The sequence below is a fragment of the Coralloluteibacterium stylophorae genome, assembly GCF_018122625.2.
GTDB lineage: Bacteria > Pseudomonadota > Gammaproteobacteria > Xanthomonadales > Xanthomonadaceae > Coralloluteibacterium > Coralloluteibacterium stylophorae.
Window position 1 is genome coordinate 20,676 of sequence record NZ_JAGQFT020000011.1, and the last position, 16,479, is coordinate 37,154.

The 16,479-nt window shown below is 74.3% G+C and carries 10 protein-coding genes and 1 tRNA gene; 6 read left to right on the forward strand and 5 right to left on the reverse strand.

Annotated elements, in window-relative coordinates; all coding sequences use genetic code 11:
* Positions 1-43 precede the first annotated feature (43 nt).
* A complete protein-coding gene (locus KB893_RS15040; protein WP_211925518.1) occupies positions 44-400 on the reverse strand; it encodes a phasin family protein in 357 nt (118 codons plus the stop codon).
* 121 nt (positions 401-521) lie between these two features.
* Positions 522-884, reverse strand: a complete 363-nt coding sequence (gene queD / locus KB893_RS15045; RefSeq protein WP_211925519.1) for a 6-carboxytetrahydropterin synthase QueD — start codon at positions 882-884, stop codon at positions 522-524.
* 136 nt (positions 885-1,020) lie between these two features.
* Between queD and recC the strand changes: the two genes are divergently transcribed.
* Genes recC through recD form a run of 3 tightly spaced genes read left to right on the forward strand, consistent with a single transcriptional unit; the run spans position 1,021 to position 9,769 of the window.
* Positions 1,021-4,425: an exodeoxyribonuclease V subunit gamma gene (gene recC, locus KB893_RS15050; protein ID WP_211925520.1), complete on the forward strand. Its 3,405-nt coding sequence runs from the start codon at positions 1,021-1,023 to the stop codon at positions 4,423-4,425.
* Positions 4,410-7,973, forward strand: a complete 3,564-nt coding sequence (locus KB893_RS15055; RefSeq protein ID WP_211925521.1) for a UvrD-helicase domain-containing protein — start codon at positions 4,410-4,412, stop codon at positions 7,971-7,973. Before recC ends, KB893_RS15055 begins: the two co-directional genes overlap by 16 nt.
* Entirely contained in the window at positions 7,970-9,769 is a 1,800-nt protein-coding gene (recD, locus tag KB893_RS15060) for an exodeoxyribonuclease V subunit alpha (RefSeq protein ID WP_211925522.1), read from the forward strand. The genes KB893_RS15055 and recD overlap by 4 nt, the downstream gene beginning before the upstream one ends.
* 61 nt (positions 9,770-9,830) lie before the next feature.
* Here recD and KB893_RS15065 read toward each other — a convergent pair.
* Positions 9,831-9,907, reverse strand: a tRNA-Met gene (locus KB893_RS15065).
* Between the two features lie 137 nt (positions 9,908-10,044).
* On the opposite strand from KB893_RS15065, the gene KB893_RS15070 reads away from it, so the two are divergent.
* From KB893_RS15070 to bfr, 3 genes are all read left to right on the forward strand, one after another.
* The gene (locus KB893_RS15070) at positions 10,045-10,608 is read left to right on the forward strand and encodes an RNA pyrophosphohydrolase (RefSeq protein WP_211925523.1); all 564 of its coding nucleotides are present in this window, start codon (positions 10,045-10,047) and stop codon (positions 10,606-10,608) included.
* A 55-nt stretch (positions 10,609-10,663) separates the two neighbouring features.
* The gene (locus KB893_RS15075) at positions 10,664-10,879 is read left to right on the forward strand and encodes a (2Fe-2S)-binding protein (RefSeq protein WP_211925524.1); all 216 of its coding nucleotides are present in this window, start codon (positions 10,664-10,666) and stop codon (positions 10,877-10,879) included.
* A 157-nt stretch (positions 10,880-11,036) separates the two neighbouring features.
* The gene (gene bfr / locus KB893_RS15080) at positions 11,037-11,528 is read left to right on the forward strand and encodes a bacterioferritin (protein ID WP_211925525.1); all 492 of its coding nucleotides are present in this window, start codon (positions 11,037-11,039) and stop codon (positions 11,526-11,528) included.
* An 18-nt stretch (positions 11,529-11,546) separates the two neighbouring features.
* Here bfr and KB893_RS15085 read toward each other — a convergent pair whose 3' ends face one another.
* Together KB893_RS15085 and KB893_RS15090 are read right to left on the reverse strand one after the other, a co-directional pair.
* A complete protein-coding gene (locus tag KB893_RS15085; protein ID WP_338026976.1) occupies positions 11,547-14,114 on the reverse strand; it encodes an ATP-binding protein in 2,568 nt (855 codons plus the stop codon).
* A gap of 72 nt (positions 14,115-14,186) precedes the next feature.
* Positions 14,187-16,319: an EAL domain-containing protein gene (locus KB893_RS15090; protein WP_211925526.1), complete on the reverse strand. Its 2,133-nt coding sequence runs from the start codon at positions 16,317-16,319 to the stop codon at positions 14,187-14,189.
* Positions 16,320-16,479: the final 160 nt, after the last annotated feature.

Below are 16,479 nucleotides of genomic sequence, written 5' to 3' on the forward strand. Positions count from 1 at the left end.
GAGGGCGCGGACCCGGGTACGTGGTGGACCCAGGCGAGATGAACTAGACGACCTCGGCAGTCGCGGCGGCCCGTTCGAAGCCGGACCTGACCAGCCTGCCGATGTCCTGTTGCGTTCTGACGACCTCCTCGAAGGCGTCGTGGCCGATGTCGAGGCCGGATTCCAGGTTGTCGCGCGCCAGCGCCAGCCCTCGCGTCCACATCGTCTGCAGGTCCTCGGCCGCACCGGCGGGTGGCGTGCTGTCGAGGAAGGCGAGGGTGTCGCCGAGCCGCGCGTCCAGCATCCGGACCTGCCGGCATGCCAGCCGTTCCAGGCCGCCGAACGCCGCCGCGCTGCTCTCCACCACGACCTCGGCCAGCGTCCGGGCGGCGCGGCGCAGGTCATCGTCGCGGCTCTGCATCGGTAGCGACCTCCGGTTCGTGTCGGTGGATCGACATCGATGCTGGCACAGCCTTTTGTGCGTCGCAACAAGGGCGGTGTCGCCGCGGCGCACCGCAGCGTTCCGCAGGCGTCGCGCCGGATCAGCCGGCGGGGCCGGTGTAGACGCTGCCGGCGGTGCAGGTCTCGTGGACGACGACCCGGGCCAGGCCGGGCAGCGCCGGCCGGGTCTGCGCCCAGATCCACGCGGCGAGGCGCTCGCTGGTCGGGTTCTCGAGGCCCTCGATGTCGTTGAGGTAGTGGTGGTCGAGGCGCTCGTAGACCGGCTGGAACGCTGCCTTGACGTCGGCGAAGTCCATCACCCAGCCGGTGTGCGGGTCGATCTCGCCCTCGACGTGCAGCTCCACCCGGAACGAGTGGCCGTGCAGGCGCGCGCACTTGTGGCCCGGCGGCACGTTGGGGAGGCGGTGCGCGGCCTCGATGGTGAATACCTTGAAGATCTGCATCCCGCCATTCTAGAGGACGCCGGGCGGCGGGCCGCGGGCGGGGCCGGAGACGGCGCGTCTCGTGCGGCGAGACGCAGGCCGGCATCATGGGGATCTTTGGCCGCGGTGCAGCCGGCGGCGTGGCGAGGAGCGGAGCTTGGGCGCAGCGCAGCGGGGACTGATCGTGTACCGGGCAAGCCGACTCGAGGCCCTGCTCGATCCGCTGCTGGCCCTGCTCGACCAGGCGCCGCCGGATGCGGTGCTGGCGCCGCAGACGGTGATCGCCGCGCATCCGGGCATGAAGGCGTGGCTGACCGGTGCGCTGGCGCGCCGGCGCGGGCCGCGCGGGGTGGTGGCGAACCTGGAGATCGCGCTGCCCAGCCGCTGGCTCGACGACCTCGCGCGGCGCGTCCTCGGCGAGGCGGCGGTGGCGCTGGAGCCCTACCGGCGCGAGCGCCTGCGCTGGCGCGTGCACGACCTCCTCGGCCGGCTCGACGTCCCCGCGCTCGCCGGCTATCTCGACGGCGCCGACGCGCCGCGCCGGCGCATGCAGCTGGCCGACCGCGTCGCCGGCCTGCTGTCGCAGTACCTCGTCTATCGCCCCGACTGGCTGGAGGCCTGGCGCCGGGGCCACGACGCGGTACCGGAGCCGAACTTCCTCGCTCCGCTGTGGCGCGCGCTGCGTGCCGACATCGGCGTGGCCCATCGCGGGGAGCGTCTGCGCGAGCTGGTGACGGCGCTCGAGCGCGGCGGCGACGGTGCGGACGAGGCCCCGCTGCACGTGTTCGGCGTCAGCCATCTGGCGCCCGCCGAGCTGGCGGTGCTGCGCGCGCTCGCGCGCCGGCGCGACGTCGTGCTGTACCTGCCGGATCCCTGCCGCGAGCACTGGGCCGGGCTGCGCGACGACCGCCGCGCCCTGCGCGCGCTGGCGCAGGAGGCGGCCTTCGAACCCGGTACCGAGGCGCGCTTCCTCGATCAGGGCCATCCGCTGCTGGCGCGCTGGGGACGGATGGGCCAGCACTTCGTGCTCGCGCTCGACGATGGCGCGGCCGTCGACGTGCGCCACTGGCAGGACGAGGCACCGCCGCCGCCGGCGACGCGCCTGGAGCGCGTGCAGGAGAGCATCCGCCGGCTCGTCCCGGAGCTGATGGCGCCGGGCGCCGACGCCGATGCGGAGCGCCGCGACGCGTCGCTGCGCGTGCACGCCTGCCACACCCGGCTGCGCGAGCTGGAGGCGCTGCGCGATGCCCTGCTCGCGGCGCTCTCCGATCTGCCCGGGCTGCGTCCGGCCGACATCGTGGTGATGGCGCCGGACATCGGCGCCTACGTGCCGCTCCTGCCGGCGGTGTTCGGCGAGCCCGGCCTGCATGCGGGGCCGCTGCCCTACCACCTGGCCGATGTGCCGCTCGCGCGCGCGCACCCGCTGTTCGAGGCCTTCCGCCGGCTGCTGGCACTGCCGGGCGCGCGCGTCACCGCGCCTGAGGTGGTCGACCTGCTGGCGGTGCCCGAGGTGGCCGCGCGCTTCGGGCTCGGCGCCGACGAGGCCGAGGTCGTCGCCGGCTGGCTGCGCGAGGCGCGGGTGGCCTGGGCGCTGGATGCCGACTTCCGGACCCGCTTCGAGGTGCCCGCGCTGGAGGCGCACACCTTCGCCTGGGGGCTGGACCGGATGCTGGCCGGCTATGCGATCGGCACCGAGGACGAGGATCCAGCCATCGAGCTGGCCGACGGCAGCGGGCTCGCGCCGCTGGCGGGCGTCGCCGGGCCGCAGGCCGCCCTGGCCGGTGCGCTCGACGCCCTGCTGGTCGAGCTGGCGGCGGCCTGCTCCGACGCCGCCGCCGCGCGGCCCGCCTCGGAGTGGGCCGTGCGGCTGGAGCGGCGCATGGAGGGCCTGTTCCGCGTCGCGCCCGGCGACGCCGCCGCCGAGGCCGCCTACGCCCAGTTGCTGGCTTTCGTGCGCGCGCTGGCTGCCGAGCCGGCGGCCAGTGGGCTGGACCCGGAGCTGGAGTTCGGCGTCGTGCGCGAACTCCTGCTCGCGCGCCTGGACGGCGTTCCCGAGCGCCAGCGCTTCCTGATGGGCGGCATCACCGTCTGCGGCATGGTCCCGCAGCGGGCGATCCCGTTCCGCGTGGTGGCGGTGCTGGGCCTCGACGACGGCGCTTTCCCGCGCACCGGCAGCGACGGCGGCATCGACCTGATGGCGCGACATCGCCGCCTCGGCGACCGCGACGTGCGCAGCGACGACCGCTACCTGTTCCTGGAGACGGTGATGTCGGCGCGCGAGCGCCTGCACCTGAGCTACATCGGCGAGGGCGTGCGCGACGGCCGTCCGCGCAATCCTGCCGCGCCGCTGGCCGAGCTGATGACGGCGCTGGACGCGCATGCGGGGCTGGCGCCGGACGCCGGGACCGACCGGCCGTGGTGCGTGCGCCATCCGCTGCAGCCGTTCGATCCGCGCTACTTCGACGGCAGCGATCCGCGGCTGTTCTCGTTCCGAGCCGATTTTTCCCGCATGCGGCCGGATCCCGACGCGCCCGCCGCGCCGTTCTACTCCCCGCAGCCGTCCGGCGCCGGCATCGACCGGGAGGGCGCGACCGCGGCGCTGCGCGAAGTGCAGGCCTGGTACCGCGATCCTGCCCGGCAGTTGCTGGAGAAGGACCTGCACCTGCGCCTGGACGCGCTCGCCGACGACCGCCTGCGCGACAGCGAGCCGCTGACCCCGCGCTTCGAGGCGCTCGACGGCATCGGCCGCCGGCTCTTCGCCGAGGCGATGGCGCATGGCGGCGAGCTGCCGCCCACGCCGCCGGCCTGGCTGCGCCTCGGCGGCGTCCTGCCGCCGGGACGCCTGGGGGCCGAGGCCTGGAAGCGCGAATGCGCGCAGGTCGCGAAGGTGATCGGCTGCGCGCGCGCGCTCGGGTTCGCCGACGGCCTGCCGCAGCGCCTGCCGCAGGAGGTCGCGCTGGAGGTCGAGGGCGTGCGCATCGAGGGCGAACTCGGCCGCCTGCACGTGGACGGGCAGGGCACGCGCTGGGTGCTGGAGAGCTTCCCGGGCCGGCGTGCGGAAAAGGAACTGACGTTCCGCGAGCGCGTGCCGGCGTTCCTGGAATGGGCGCTGGCAAGGCTGGCTGCGCCCGGGGATCTCGCGCCGCTGCGCATCGCGCTGCTGACCCAGGGCGGCGCGCGCGAGTGGCAGGAGACGCTCGAGGCCTGGGACGCGGACTATCGCGCGCGGCTCGGCGACACCGCCTCCACGCCGATGCTGGAGGCGTTGCGCCGGCGCGTCGCACGCCTGCTGGCGCTGCGCCGCGAGGGTGTCTGGTACTTCCCGAAGACCTCGTGGGCGGCGACGGCGGAGGCGCCGGACGCGGCCGCACGCGCCTGGGCCGGGAGCGGCTTCAGCACCGGCGAGCGCGACCACGCGCCGGGTTATTCCGCGCTCCTCGCCGGGCGACGCGCCTTCGCGGCCGACGCCGGCGATTTCGCCGCGCTCGCCGCCACCGGCCGCGAGCTGAAGGCGCTGATCGGGTTCGACGACGAAGAGGCCGCGGCATGGGCGTGGGCATGACGGGGCGCGAGGCCTACGCCGCCGCAGGCTGGCAGGACCTGCCGCTCGACGAGGGCGGCCGCGGCCTGATCGAGGCCAGCGCCGGCACCGGCAAGACCTGGACGATCTCGGTGCTGTACCTGCGCCTTTTGCTGGAGCGCGGGCTCGCTCCGCGGCAGATCGTGGTCACCACCTTCACCGACGCCGCCGCCCAGGAGCTGCGCGAGCGCCTCGGCGCGCGCGTGCGCTGGGCCGAGCGCCTGGCGCTGGCGGCGCAGCGCGGCGAGGCGGGCGAGGACGGGGCGGATGCACGCTGGCTGCAGGCGCGCTGGGACGGGCCGGAGGCGGTCGCGGGCGACCTGTTGGCCCTGCGCCTGGCCCAGGCCGATCTCGACCTCGCCCCGGTGACCACGCTGCACAGCCTGTGCCGGCGGATCCTGGCCGAGTTCCCGTTCGACAGCCGCAGCCCGTTCGGGCCCGGCGAGCTGGTCGCCGGGCGCGCGCTCGACGCCGAGCTGTTCGACGACCTCTGGCGCCGCCTCGCGCAGGCGCCGGGCGAGCAGGACGAAGGCGACCGGCTGTGGTTCGCCGCGGGCCGCGGGCCGCTGGAGAAGGCGCTGCGGGCGGCGCTCGCACCGAACACCGCGGTGCGCGTGCCCGATCCCGACGCCGCCATGGCGATCATGCGCGGCGAGCAGGCGGAGCGGCTCCGCGCCTTCGCCGCGCGCGACCATTATCTGCCCCGCAAGCGCAAGCTCCGCGGCCAGCTCGAGGCGCTCGCGGACTTCATCGCCGCCGGCGACTGCGGTGCCGAGCTGCCGAAGACCTGTCGCGACGCGCTCGAGGTCGACGGCCAGATCCGTCCGGAATGCCTGGATGCGGTGCGCGGCTGCCCGGAGATCCGCTTCGCGCTCGAGGCCCTGGCGGTGCTTGACGCGCGCGAAGCCTCGGCACAGGCGACCGCCCTGGCGCGCTACCGCAGCGAGCTGCTCGCGCGCCGCGAGGCGCTGCTGCACGCGCGCGGCCAGCTCACCTTCGATGCGCTGCTCACCCGCGTGCACGCGGCGCTCCACGGCGCCGGCGGCGAGGCGCTGGCGGCGCGCCTGCGCGAGGCCTGGCCGGTGGCCCTGGTCGACGAATTCCAGGACACCGATGCGCTGCAGTTCGCCATCCTCGACCGCATCTACCCGGTCGCGCCCGCGCCGCGGGGGCGGCTGGTGATGATCGGCGACCCCAAGCAGGCGATCTACCGCTTCCGCGGCGGCGACATCCACGCCTACCTGCGCGCCAGCGCGAGCGCCGATGCGCGCCTCGGCCTGCGCACCAACTTCCGTTCGAGCAGCGCCTTCGTCGGGGCGCTGAACGCGCTGTTCGCGCTCGCGGGGCCGGCGCTCGACCAGGACGGCCGCTCCGGCATCGGCTACGCCGCGGTCGCCGCGGCCGGCCGTGGCGAGCGCCTCGCGCACGACGGCGTCGAGGTCGCGCGGCCGCTGCTCCTGCACGAGATGGAGCCCGCCTGCGCCGAGGACGGCGAGGAGGAGGCGGAGGACGCCTGCGTCGAGCGCGCGCTGGTCGGCTGCGCCAACCGCATCGCGCGGTTGCTCGGCGACGGCCGCACCAGCCTCGGCGAGCAGCCGCTGGCGCCCGGCGACGTCGCGGTCCTGCTGCCGCGGCACGCCGACATCCAGCGCCTGCGCGACCTGCTGCAGGCGTGCGGGGTGCCCTGCGTCGCGGCGAGCAACGCCAGCGTGTTCGCCACCGACTGCGCGCGCGAGCTCGCCATCGTGCTGCATGCGGTGCACCACGCCGGCGACGAGGCGGTCATGCGCGCCGCGCTGGCCACGCGCCTGCTGGGCTGCGACTACGCCACGCTGCGCGCGATGCGCGAGGCGCCGGCGCGCTGGCAGCCGCAGGTCGAGCGCTTCCACGCGTGGCGCGAGGTCTGGCGCGCAGGCGGGGTGCTGGCGGTGGTGCAGGCGGTGATCGCGGAGGCCTCCGGCGGCCTGCTGCAGGGCGCGGACGCAGAGCGGGTGCTGACCGACCTGCGCCATCTGGGCGAGCTGCTGCAGGCGGCGGCCGAGGACCGCGCCGGGCCGGAGGAACTGCTGGCCTGGTTCGCCGCCCAGCGTGCCGGCGAGGGCGAGGAGGGCGAGGCGGCCGAGGAACAGCAGCTTCGTATCGAGTCCGACGCGCGCCGGGTACGGCTCATGACCCTGCACGCCAGCAAGGGCCTCGAGTTTCCGGTGGTCTTCCTGCCGCTGATGTGGCGCCAGCGCGGCGCCGCCGCCGGTCGCACCCTGGCGCTGGCGACGGCCGCCGACGGCACGCGGCTGCTCGACATCGGCGGGCCCGCCCATGCGGAGGCAGTCGCCCTGACGCTGGCCGAGGACCAGGCCGAGCGTTTCCGCCTGCTGTACGTGGCGCTGACCCGCGCCCGCCACGCCTGCCACGTGTTCGTGCGCGATCCGGCCCGGGCGGCGCACGGGGATCCGCGGCGTTCGGCCCTGGATGCGCTGCTGGCGCGTGCGCTGGTGGCGCTCGGTACGGGGGCTTCGCTCGCGGAGCTGCCTGCGGCGGCGCCGGGCATCGCCGTGGACGCGGGCTGGGATCCCGGCTTCGCACGCTACCGCGGTAGCGCGGATCCGGGCGTCGGCGTGCGTACGGTGCGTCCGGAGCCGCCGCGAAGCCGGCCGGAGTCGCGCTTCAGCTTCTCGGCCCTGGTGCGCGCCGGCGCCGGTTCGGCGCAGGAGGAGGCGGCGGCCGCCGACGAGGGCATCGCGGTCGATGCCATCGCCGCGGCGCTGGCGCCCGCCGCGCCCGAGCCGCCGCATCCCGAGCTGCAGGCGCTGGCCACGGTGAAGGGCGCCGAGTTCGGCAATGCGCTGCATGCGGTGTTCGAGCATCGCCTCGTGGGACGGCCGCTGCGCGAGCAGCTCGACCTCGTCCGCACCGGGCTGCGCGAGGCCGGCGTGCGCGCCGAGATCGCGCCCGAGGCGCTCGCGCGCCGGCTCGCCACGCGCCTGGACGGCGTGCTCGCCGCCGAGCTGCTGCCCGGACTGCGCCTGGGCGCGGTCGCCGCACGCGACCTGCTCGCCGAGATGGAATTCAACTTCGTGCTGGGCGAGGTGCCGGTGAGCGCGCTGCGCGCGGCCTGCGCCGCGCACGGCGAGCCCGGACTCGTGCCGCATGCGCCGGTGCCGGTGCTGCGCGGCCTGATGAACGGCAAGATCGACCTGATCCTGCGCCACGACGGGCGCTTCCACGTGCTGGACTACAAGAGCAACTTCCTCGGCGAAGCCCTCGCCGACTATGCGCCCGCGGTGCTGCCGGCGGCGATGGACGCCCACCACTACCGCTTCCAGGCGCTGCTCTACACCGTGGCCGTGGATCGCTACCTGCGCCAGCGCCTGCCCGGCTACGTGCGCGCGACGCATCTCGGCGAGGCGATCTACCTGTTCGTCCGTGCGGTGGGACTCGCGCCCGGCGCGGGCGTGTGGACGCAGCGCTTCGACGACGGCCTGGTCGACGCGGTCGATGCGGTGTTCGCGCAGCAGGCGGTGCCGGCATGAGCGGCTACGCCTTCGTCCGCGCCGCGGTGGAACTCGCGCTGCCGGCCGAGCTGCGCCCGCTCGACCGCGCGCTGGCGCGCTGGGTGCGCGCGCATGGTGGTTCGGCGCTGCTCGCCGAGGTCGCCGCCTGGGCCAGCTTCGCCGACGGCGCCGGCGACAGCGCGCTGCCGCTCGTCGGCGCGGCCGCCGGGCGTCACGGCATGCGCCGGCTGGACGACGAGGAGCTGGCGGCGCTCACTCGAGAGCCGCTGGTGGCGGCGGATCCCGGCGCGCCGGCAGCGGCCTTCGTGTTCGACGCCGACGGGCGCTTCTACCTGCGCCGCAATGCCGCGGACGAGGCGGCGGTCGCGGCCGCGGTACGGGCGAGACGGGACGCCTCCGCGCCGGCCGCGGCTGCGCGTGCGGACCTCGATGCGCTGTTCGGAGGTCGCGACGACGCGGCGGTGGCGCCGCAGCGCGCCGCGGTCGCCGCCGCGCCCGGGCGTCGGCTGTTCGTGCTCACCGGCGGACCCGGGACGGGGAAGACCACCACCGTGCTGCGCATGCTGCTGATGCTGCAGCGCTGCGCGGGGCGGCCGCTGGCGATCCAGGCGGCGGCGCCGACGGGCAAGGCCGCGCAGCGCCTGGTCGAATCCCTGCGCACCGGGCGCGAAGCGCTGGCGCCGGCGCTCGGCGCCGAGTGGGCGGCCTATCTGGACGCGATCCCGGATCGTGAGGCCCTGACCCTGCATCGCCTGCTCGCCTTCGATCCGCGCCGCGACCGCTTCCGCCGCAACGCCCGGGATCCGCTGCCGGGCGAGGTCGTAGTGGTCGACGAGGCCTCGATGATGGACCTCGCGCTGCTGCGCGCGCTGCTCGCGGCGGTCCGGCCCGAAGCCACCCTGGTCCTGGTCGGCGACCCGGACCAGCTCACCTCGGTCGCCGCCGGTTCCGCGCTGCAGGATCTGGTTTCGGTGCTGACCGCCGACGGCGGCTGCGACCTGGTGCGGCTGGAGCACAGCTTCCGCGCCGAACGCGCGCTGGTGCCGGTGCACGCGGCGGTCCGCGCGGGCGACGTGGCGGGCTTCGATGCCGCCTGGCGCGCCGCCGGCATCGAGGCGGTGCGGCACGCGCCGGCGGACGCCGCATCGCTGCGCGAGGTCGTGCTGCGCTGGGCCGACCGTCTCCTCGACGGGCTGCCGCGGCCGACGCTCCCGGCGCTGCCCGCGGATGCGCCGCCGGGCGCGCTCGCCGCTCGCGATGCGCTGGTGCGCGAGGCGCTGGCCGCACTGCGCGGGCGCCAGCTCCTGTGCGCGTTGCGCGAAGGCCCGTCCGGGGCGCTGGCGCTCGACGCCGCGGTCGAGGCCCGGCTGCGCCAGCGGCTGGGCGTGGCGTCGGGCTGGTTCGCCGGACGGCCGGTCATCGTGACCCGCAACGACTACGCGGCACGCCTGTTCAATGGTGATGTCGGGCTGTGCCTGGCGGATGCGGAGGGCGGACTGCGGGTGTGGTTCGAGACGGTCGGCGCCGATGGCCTGCCCGCCGTGCGCGGGCTGCCGGTGGGCGCGCTGCCGGTCCACGAGGGCGCCTTCGCGATCACCATCCACAAGAGCCAGGGGTCCGAGTACGGACACGTGGCGGTGGTGCTGCCTCCGGCCGCCGACAGCCCGGTGCTGTCGCGGCAGCTGCTCTACACCGGTCTCTCGCGCGCCAGGCGCTCGCTGGAACTGTGGGCGACGGACGGGGCGCTGCGGGCCGCCCTGGAGGCGCCGGTGCGGCGGGCGGGCGGCCTCGCGGTGCGGCTGGGTATCGCCTGAGCCGTCGGAGGAACGGCCACGAAAAAGCCCGCGGCTCAGCGCGGGCTTGGTCGGATCCGCTTGGTGGCTATGGGTGGACTCGAACCACCGACCCCAGCATTATGAGTGCTGTGCTCTAACCGGCTGAGCTACATAGCCATGCAGCGAGCCGGCAATTCTGGATATCGGCGTCCCTGCTGTCAATGCCGGGAGCATCCGGGCCGAACGGAGCTCGACTTGTCCGGGGGCGGCGTGCGTGGCAGATTCGGGACCGACTCCCGAACCGGGCCCGCGCCATGATCGATCCGGACGGCTATCGCCCCAACGTCGGCATCGTGCTGATGCGCCCGGACGGGCGCGTGTTCTGGGCGCGCCGGATCCGCCGCGACGGCTGGCAGTTCCCGCAGGGCGGGATGCGCTCGGACGAGACCCCGATCGAGGCCATGTACCGCGAACTCGAGGAGGAGACCGGTCTGCTTCCGCAGCACGTCAGCGTCCTCGGTTCGACGCCCGGCTGGCTGCGCTACCGCCTCCCGCACCGCGGCGCCAGCCGCGACCGCCGGCCGCGCTGCCTCGGGCAGAAGCAGGTGTGGTTCCTGCTGCAGATGGTCGGCCGCGAGGAGGACCTGCGGCTGGACGCCAGCGAGAAGCCGGAGTTCGACGACTGGCGCTGGGTCGAGTTCTGGTACCCGATGGCCCACGTGGTGACCTTCAAGCGCAGCGTCTACGCGGCCGCCCTGCGACACCTCGCGCCGCTGGCGCGGCAGGTCGCCGGCGAACGCATCGCCGAGATGCAGGCGGCGCGCGGCATCGACGGGCAGGGTGCGCCACCGCGGCGCATCGGCGCCTCCGCATATTGACAATCATTCGTATTCACGATTGAATCGTACGACGTTCCCCGTCCCGCGAGTCGACGTGTACGTCTGCATCTGCAACGCCATCACCGACAAGGACATCCGCCGCGCCGTCGAAGGCGGCTGCCGCAGCATGGGCGACCTCACGCTGCGCACGGGCTGCTCCGGGACCTGCGGAAGCTGCACCGGGCTGGCCGAGGACGTGCTGGCCGACGCCTGCGCGGCGATCGGGGTGCGCGTGCGGATCGAGGGGCTGGCGCTGCCGGTCGCGGCCTGACCGGCGCGACCGCCGCCTGCTCCGGAAGGCCGCCGCCGGGCGGCCTTCTTCGTCGTGGAGAGCCGCGATCGTGCGGAAAATGCGTGCGATTGCCATTCCGTCACGACATCGGCGGGATCGCTAGAGTGGCGCCTGGACCCGCGACAGGAGCAGCGCCATGAAGGGCGATCCGCAGATCATCACGCACCTCAACAAGGTGCTCTACAACGAACTCACCGCGATCAACCAGTACTTCCTGCATTACCGGATGTACAAGCACTGGGGCCTGGGCTACCTCGCCGACTACGAGTACCACGAGTCGATCGACGAGATGAAGCACGCCGACCGCCTGATCGAGCGCATCCTCTACCTCGACGGCCTGCCGAACCTGCAGGCGCTGGGCAAGCTGCTCATCGGCGAATCGCCGGAAGAGGCGATCGCCTGCGACCTCAAGCTCGAGCAGGCCGCGGTCGCCGACCTCCGCGATGGCATCGCCTACGCCGAGTCGATCCGCGACTACGTCAGCCGCGACCTGCTGCTGGAGATCCTCGAGGCCGAGGAGGAGCACATCGACTGGCTCGAGACGCAGCTGCAGCTGATCGAGCGGATCGGCATCCAGCTCTACCTGCAGACCAAGGTGAGCGTGGAGGCGGGCGGCACCGGCGAGTGAGCCGGCACCGACGGTCGCTCATGCCAGCTTGAGTTCCTGGCGCAGTTCGGCCTCGGCGCGGCCGAACTCGGTTTCCAGCAGCGACACCAGCGCGACCGGCCGCGACAGGCTCTGGTCGCGCGCGCCCTGCTCGATGCGCTTGGAGATGGCCGACACGGCCATCGCGCCGAGGTTGGCGCTGGCCGACTTCAGCGTGTGCGCCGGCGCCACCAGGGCCGCCTGATCTCCGCGGGCGGCGGCCGTGCGCAGGCGCTCGATGTGCCTGGGCGCGTCCTCGAGGAACACCCGCACCAGCTGCAGGTAACCCGGATCGCCCATGACCTCGCGCAGCTCGACCATGATGTCGCGGTCGACCACCGGCGCGGCGATCGAGGCCACCGCCAGCGCCGTCTGCGCGGTGCCGTCGGTGGTCGTCGCCACCACGCCCTGCTCCGGCTCCGGCCGCGTATCCAGCCAGCGTCCCAGGGTCTCCTCGAGCTGGGCGCGGGTGACCGGCTTGGCGAGATAATCGTCCATGCCTGCGTCCAGGCAGCGCTGGCGGTCGCCGGCCATGGCGTTGGCGGTCATCGCCACGATCGGCAGGCGCTGGCCGCCGCTCTCCATCTCGCGCCAGCGCCGGGTCGCCTCGTACCCGTCGAGGACCGGCATCTGGCAGTCCATGAGCACCAGGTCGTAGCGCTCGGCGCCCATGCGCTGCAGGGCCTGCTCGCCGTTCTCGGCCGCGTCGCAGCTCAGCCCGACCAGGGTCAGCAGGCGCTGCGCCACCATCAGGTTGACGGGGTTGTCCTCCACCAGCAGAACCCTTCCGGCGAGGCGGCTGGGCCGGCCGAGGGGGCCGCGGGGAGGCGCATCGAGGCGGGAGGTATCCACGGATTCGGCCGTTTGCGCGTAGTCGCTCGGATCGGGGGCGAACGCGTCGGTGGTGACCGCCAGCGGCGTCCCTGGCTCGGCACCGTCGCTGCGGCTCTGTGCCGTGATCGCTTCCAGCAGGCTCGCCATCTCCGCGTCAAACTCGCGTGGTGGCCGTGCCGGCAGCTCCTGTTCGAACGGCAGCGCCGGATCCGGCGCGTGCCGTTCCGCGGGCGTCGGGGGCGGTGCCGGCGTGCCGGCGTCCTGGTCCGCGGCGCCGCTGAGGAAGCGCGCGACCTGGGTGCGGATCTCGCCGTCGCTCAGGGTGCGCGACAGCATCAGCGCGCTACTCTGCAGGAGCTCCTGCGGCGGCGCCTCGTCGCCGCGCAGCCACACCACGGCGAGGTTCTCGAACGCAGGCGTGCGCTGCAGGTTGCGATGCAGCGCCAGCGCGGTGTTGCGCATCCCGGCGAGGTCGGCCAGCACCACCTGGTAGCGCCAGCGGGGCCCGCGGCTGACCGCGCTGCGCAGGCGGTCGAGCGCTTCCTGCGTGGTCTCGACATGGGTCGCGGTGACGCCCCAGTTCGGGACCGCCAGGCTGAGGCGGCGCTGCAGGAGCGGATCGCTGGTGATGAGCAGCAGGCGCGATCCCGCAAGCTCGGTGCGCACCACGCCCTCGATGTCTCCGGGCGCCTTGAGCAGGGGCACCTGGAACCAGAACGTGGAGCCGCGGCCGGGCTCCGATTCCACGCCGATGCTGCCGCCCATCATCTCGATGATGCGCTTGCTGATCGCCAGCCCCAGGCCGGTACCGCCATAGAGGCGCGTGGTCGACGCATCGGCCTGGGCGAAGGCCTGGAACAGCTCGGCGACGCGCTCGCGGCGGATGCCGATGCCGGTGTCCCTGACCTCGAAACGCAGTTCGTGCGCCTGCGCCGTCTCGCCCAGGCGGCTGACGCTGACGGTCACGCCGCCGCGGTCGGTGAACTTCACCGCGTTCGACAGCAGGTTGGTGAGCACCTGGCGCAGGCGTACCTGGTCGCCGCGTACCGGCAGGCGCACCGACGGGTCGAGGCGCAGCTCCAGCTTCAGGCCCTTGCCCTCCGCGGTCTTGTGCATCAGCCGCAGGACCGAGTCGAGCAGTTCGCGCAGGTTGAAGCCGGTCGACTCCAGCTCGAGCTTGTTCGCCTCGAGCTTGGAGTAGTCGAGGATGTCGTCGACGATCCGCAGCAGCTGCTGCGCCGAGGTGTAGGCGGTGCGCAGGATTTCCTGCTGGTCCGGCGGCATGCGCGCGTCGAGCAGGAGGTCGAGCATCGGCACGATGCCGTTGAGCGGCGTGCGGATCTCGTGGCTCATCGTCGCCAGGAACTCGCTCTTGGCCATGGTCGCGGCCTCGGCGGCGAGCTTGGCCTCGGTGAGCTCGTGCTCGAGCCGGCGGTGATGCAGGAGCTCGAGCTGCAGCGCGTCCACCTTCGCGCTGCTCTGGCCGGCCTCGGCCACGGCTTCGCCGAGCTGGGTGGCGCGGCGGCGCTGTGCCCGCCACAGGCCGGCGATGGCGGCGATCGCCAGCAACGCCGAGATGAAGGCGATGGCGGACCACGGGCCGCTGAAGCCGGCCAGGTCGAGCGCGCTGAGCACGGCGGCGCCGCCGGCGCCGGCCAGCGCCAGCCAGCGCACCAGCGGCGTCTCGTCCTCGATGCGCCGCGGCGCCCGCCCCGCGCGCTCCTGCGGCGCCACGGCACCCTGCGGATGCTGACCTGTCCCCATCGCCCACCCCCTGCGCGCGGCCGTCCCCGCGGTCGATGCGCCTTAAAGCACTGCCTGCTGGAAATCGAACCCGAGCTCGCGCCCCGGTGCCTGAACGAGATTTCCCTGAAGATAATCGATTCCGCTCATCCAGAGCGCGGCCGCGGCCTGGGCGTCCTCGATCCGGTGCCCGATCACCTTGACCTCGCGCGCGTGCGCCTTCTCGATCAGCGCCCGCAGTTCGTCGCGCACCGCCGCCTCGACCACGGCGCTGGCGAAGCGCGGCGCCAGCTTGACGTAGGCGAGCGGCAACCGCTCCAGCAGGCGTTCGCCGTCGGCGCCCTGGAACTGGCTCAGGCAGAAGCGCACGCCGCGCGCCGCGATGTCGCGGCAGAAGGCCTCGACCTCGTCCAGGTAGGGCAGCACCTCGTCCAGACGCAGTTCCAGGATCAGCGCATCGGCCAGCCCCGGCCGCTCCAGGCGCGCCCCGAGCCACCGGGCCTGGTCCGGCGCCGCGATCGTCAGCGGCGACTGCGACACGAACAGCCGCGGCGGACCGCCGTCGCTGGCCAGCGCGCCGACGGCGTCCAGCGCGTGGTCGACCACCCAGCGGTCGATCGCGGGCATCAGCCCGGAGCGCTCCGCCAGCGGCAGCACCTCCGCCGCCGGGTACACCTTGCCGTCCAGCTCGCGCAGGCGCAGCAGCGCCTGGTACTGGGCGTGGTCGCCGCCGGCGACGGCGACGATCGGCTGGTAGATCAGCTCGAAGCCGCTGCCGTCGATCGCCTCGCGGATGCGCTCGAGCAGGCCGCTCTCGCGGGCCTGCGAAGGATGCTGCGGCGGCGCGAAGGCAACCACGCCGACCGGCGCGGCACGCGCGCTGCGGGCCGCGCGCTCGACCGCCTCGAGCAGGGCGTTGAGGTCGGCGAAGCGGTGCGAGAGGCTGCACACGCCCACGGTCACCCGCGCCCGCAGCCGGGTTCCCTGGAGGTCGATATCGTGGCTGGCGAGCGCCTCGCGCACGCCACGGGCCAGCGTCTCCAGGGCGGCGTCGTCGCCCTCGCGCGCGTAGGCGAGGAAGCTGCCGTCGCCCCAGCGTGCGACCGGCATGTCGCCGAGGCGGCGCGCGATCATCGCGGCCACGCCGTCGGCGACCCGGTCGAGTGCATGCAGGCCGACGCGCTCGCGCAGCTGCGCGGCACCGATCATCTCGATGAACAGCACGCCGCCGCCGGGGGCGTCGGCGGATCCGAAGCCGGTGGCCAGCCCTGCGTCGAGGTGGTCCAGCAGCCAGCGGCGCTCGTGCAGGCCGGTGCGCGGGTCGCGGGCGGGCGCCGGCGCGGTCGTGCGGCGCGCCAGTGCGCGGGCGCGGCGCACCCGCGTATTCACCGCCGCGATCAGGTGCCGCGCCCGCACCGGCTTGGAGAGGAAGTCGTCGCCGCCGGCGTCGATGGCCTCGAACTGCTTGTCGGGGTCTTCCTCGCCCGAGAGGAACACGATCGGCAGGTGCAGGAAGGCTTCGTTCTCGCGGATGCGCGCGGTCAGCGTCATGCCGTCGACGTCGGGCAGGTAGAGGTCCATCAGCACCAGGTCCGGCTGGAAGGCCTCCAGGGCCGGCACCACCTCGTCCGCCTGGTCCACCACCCGGGTCCGCATGCCCGCGCTCTGCAGGATGCCCTCGGCGTAGATCGCCTCGCTGCGGTTGTCCTCGACCACCAGGATCCGCGGCGGCGCGGCGTCGGCCTCCGCGTCGGCGGATCCGTCCGCTGCATCCGTGCCGACGGCGGTCGCCTGCGGGGCCGTCGCCGCGGCGGGCGCGGCCTCGGACGGGAGCGCTGCCGTGGCGCCGGCGCTCTCCTGGGCGGCGAGCATGGACGGTGTCTGGCTTCCGAGCTCCTGGATCAGGGCGGCGAGCTGGCGCTGGCCTTCGGCATCCGGCAGGGTCTGCCGCTCGCGGTGCGTGCCCAGCAGGCTCTCGAGGGCGAGCAGGCGCTGGCTCGCCTGGACCAGGCCGTAGCGTCCGCTGGCGCCGGCCAGGCGCTGGACGTCCTCGTGCAGCAGCGCCAGTCCCGGCGCGTCCCAGCCCTGCTCCCCATAGCGCTGGATGCGCCCGGCGAGCGCCTGGACGCGCTGCGGCAGGTGGCGGAGATAGGCTTGGCGCAACTCCGCGAGTCGGGTCTGCTCCAGTTCTGACATCGATGGATCCTTGGCGGGAGGTCCCTCGGCGGCGGAAGGCGGCACGCGGAGGACGGCAGGGGGGCGGGGCAGTGTCGCATACGCGGGCGGCACCCTCCGCGCATGCGTGGGGCGCGCGGAATGCGCGCTGTGTCCGGGTCTGCGCACCCGCGGCTTGACG

Excerpts from the sequence above, each read along its gene's own strand:
- KB893_RS15040 (WP_211925518.1), bottom strand. The coding sequence starts at position 400 with ATGCAGAGCCGCGACGATGACCTGCGCCGCGCCGCCCGGACGCTGGCC.
- queD (WP_211925519.1), bottom strand. The coding sequence starts at position 884 with ATGCAGATCTTCAAGGTATTCACCATCGAGGCCGCGCACCGCCTCCCC.
- KB893_RS15055 (WP_211925521.1), top strand. The coding sequence starts at position 4,410 with ATGGGCGTGGGCATGACGGGGCGCGAGGCCTACGCCGCCGCAGGCTGG.
- recD (WP_211925522.1), top strand. The coding sequence starts at position 7,970 with ATGAGCGGCTACGCCTTCGTCCGCGCCGCGGTGGAACTCGCGCTGCCG.
- KB893_RS15070 (WP_211925523.1), top strand. The coding sequence starts at position 10,045 with ATGATCGATCCGGACGGCTATCGCCCCAACGTCGGCATCGTGCTGATG.
- bfr (WP_211925525.1), top strand. The coding sequence starts at position 11,037 with ATGAAGGGCGATCCGCAGATCATCACGCACCTCAACAAGGTGCTCTAC.
- KB893_RS15090 (WP_211925526.1), bottom strand. The coding sequence starts at position 16,319 with ATGTCAGAACTGGAGCAGACCCGACTCGCGGAGTTGCGCCAAGCCTAT.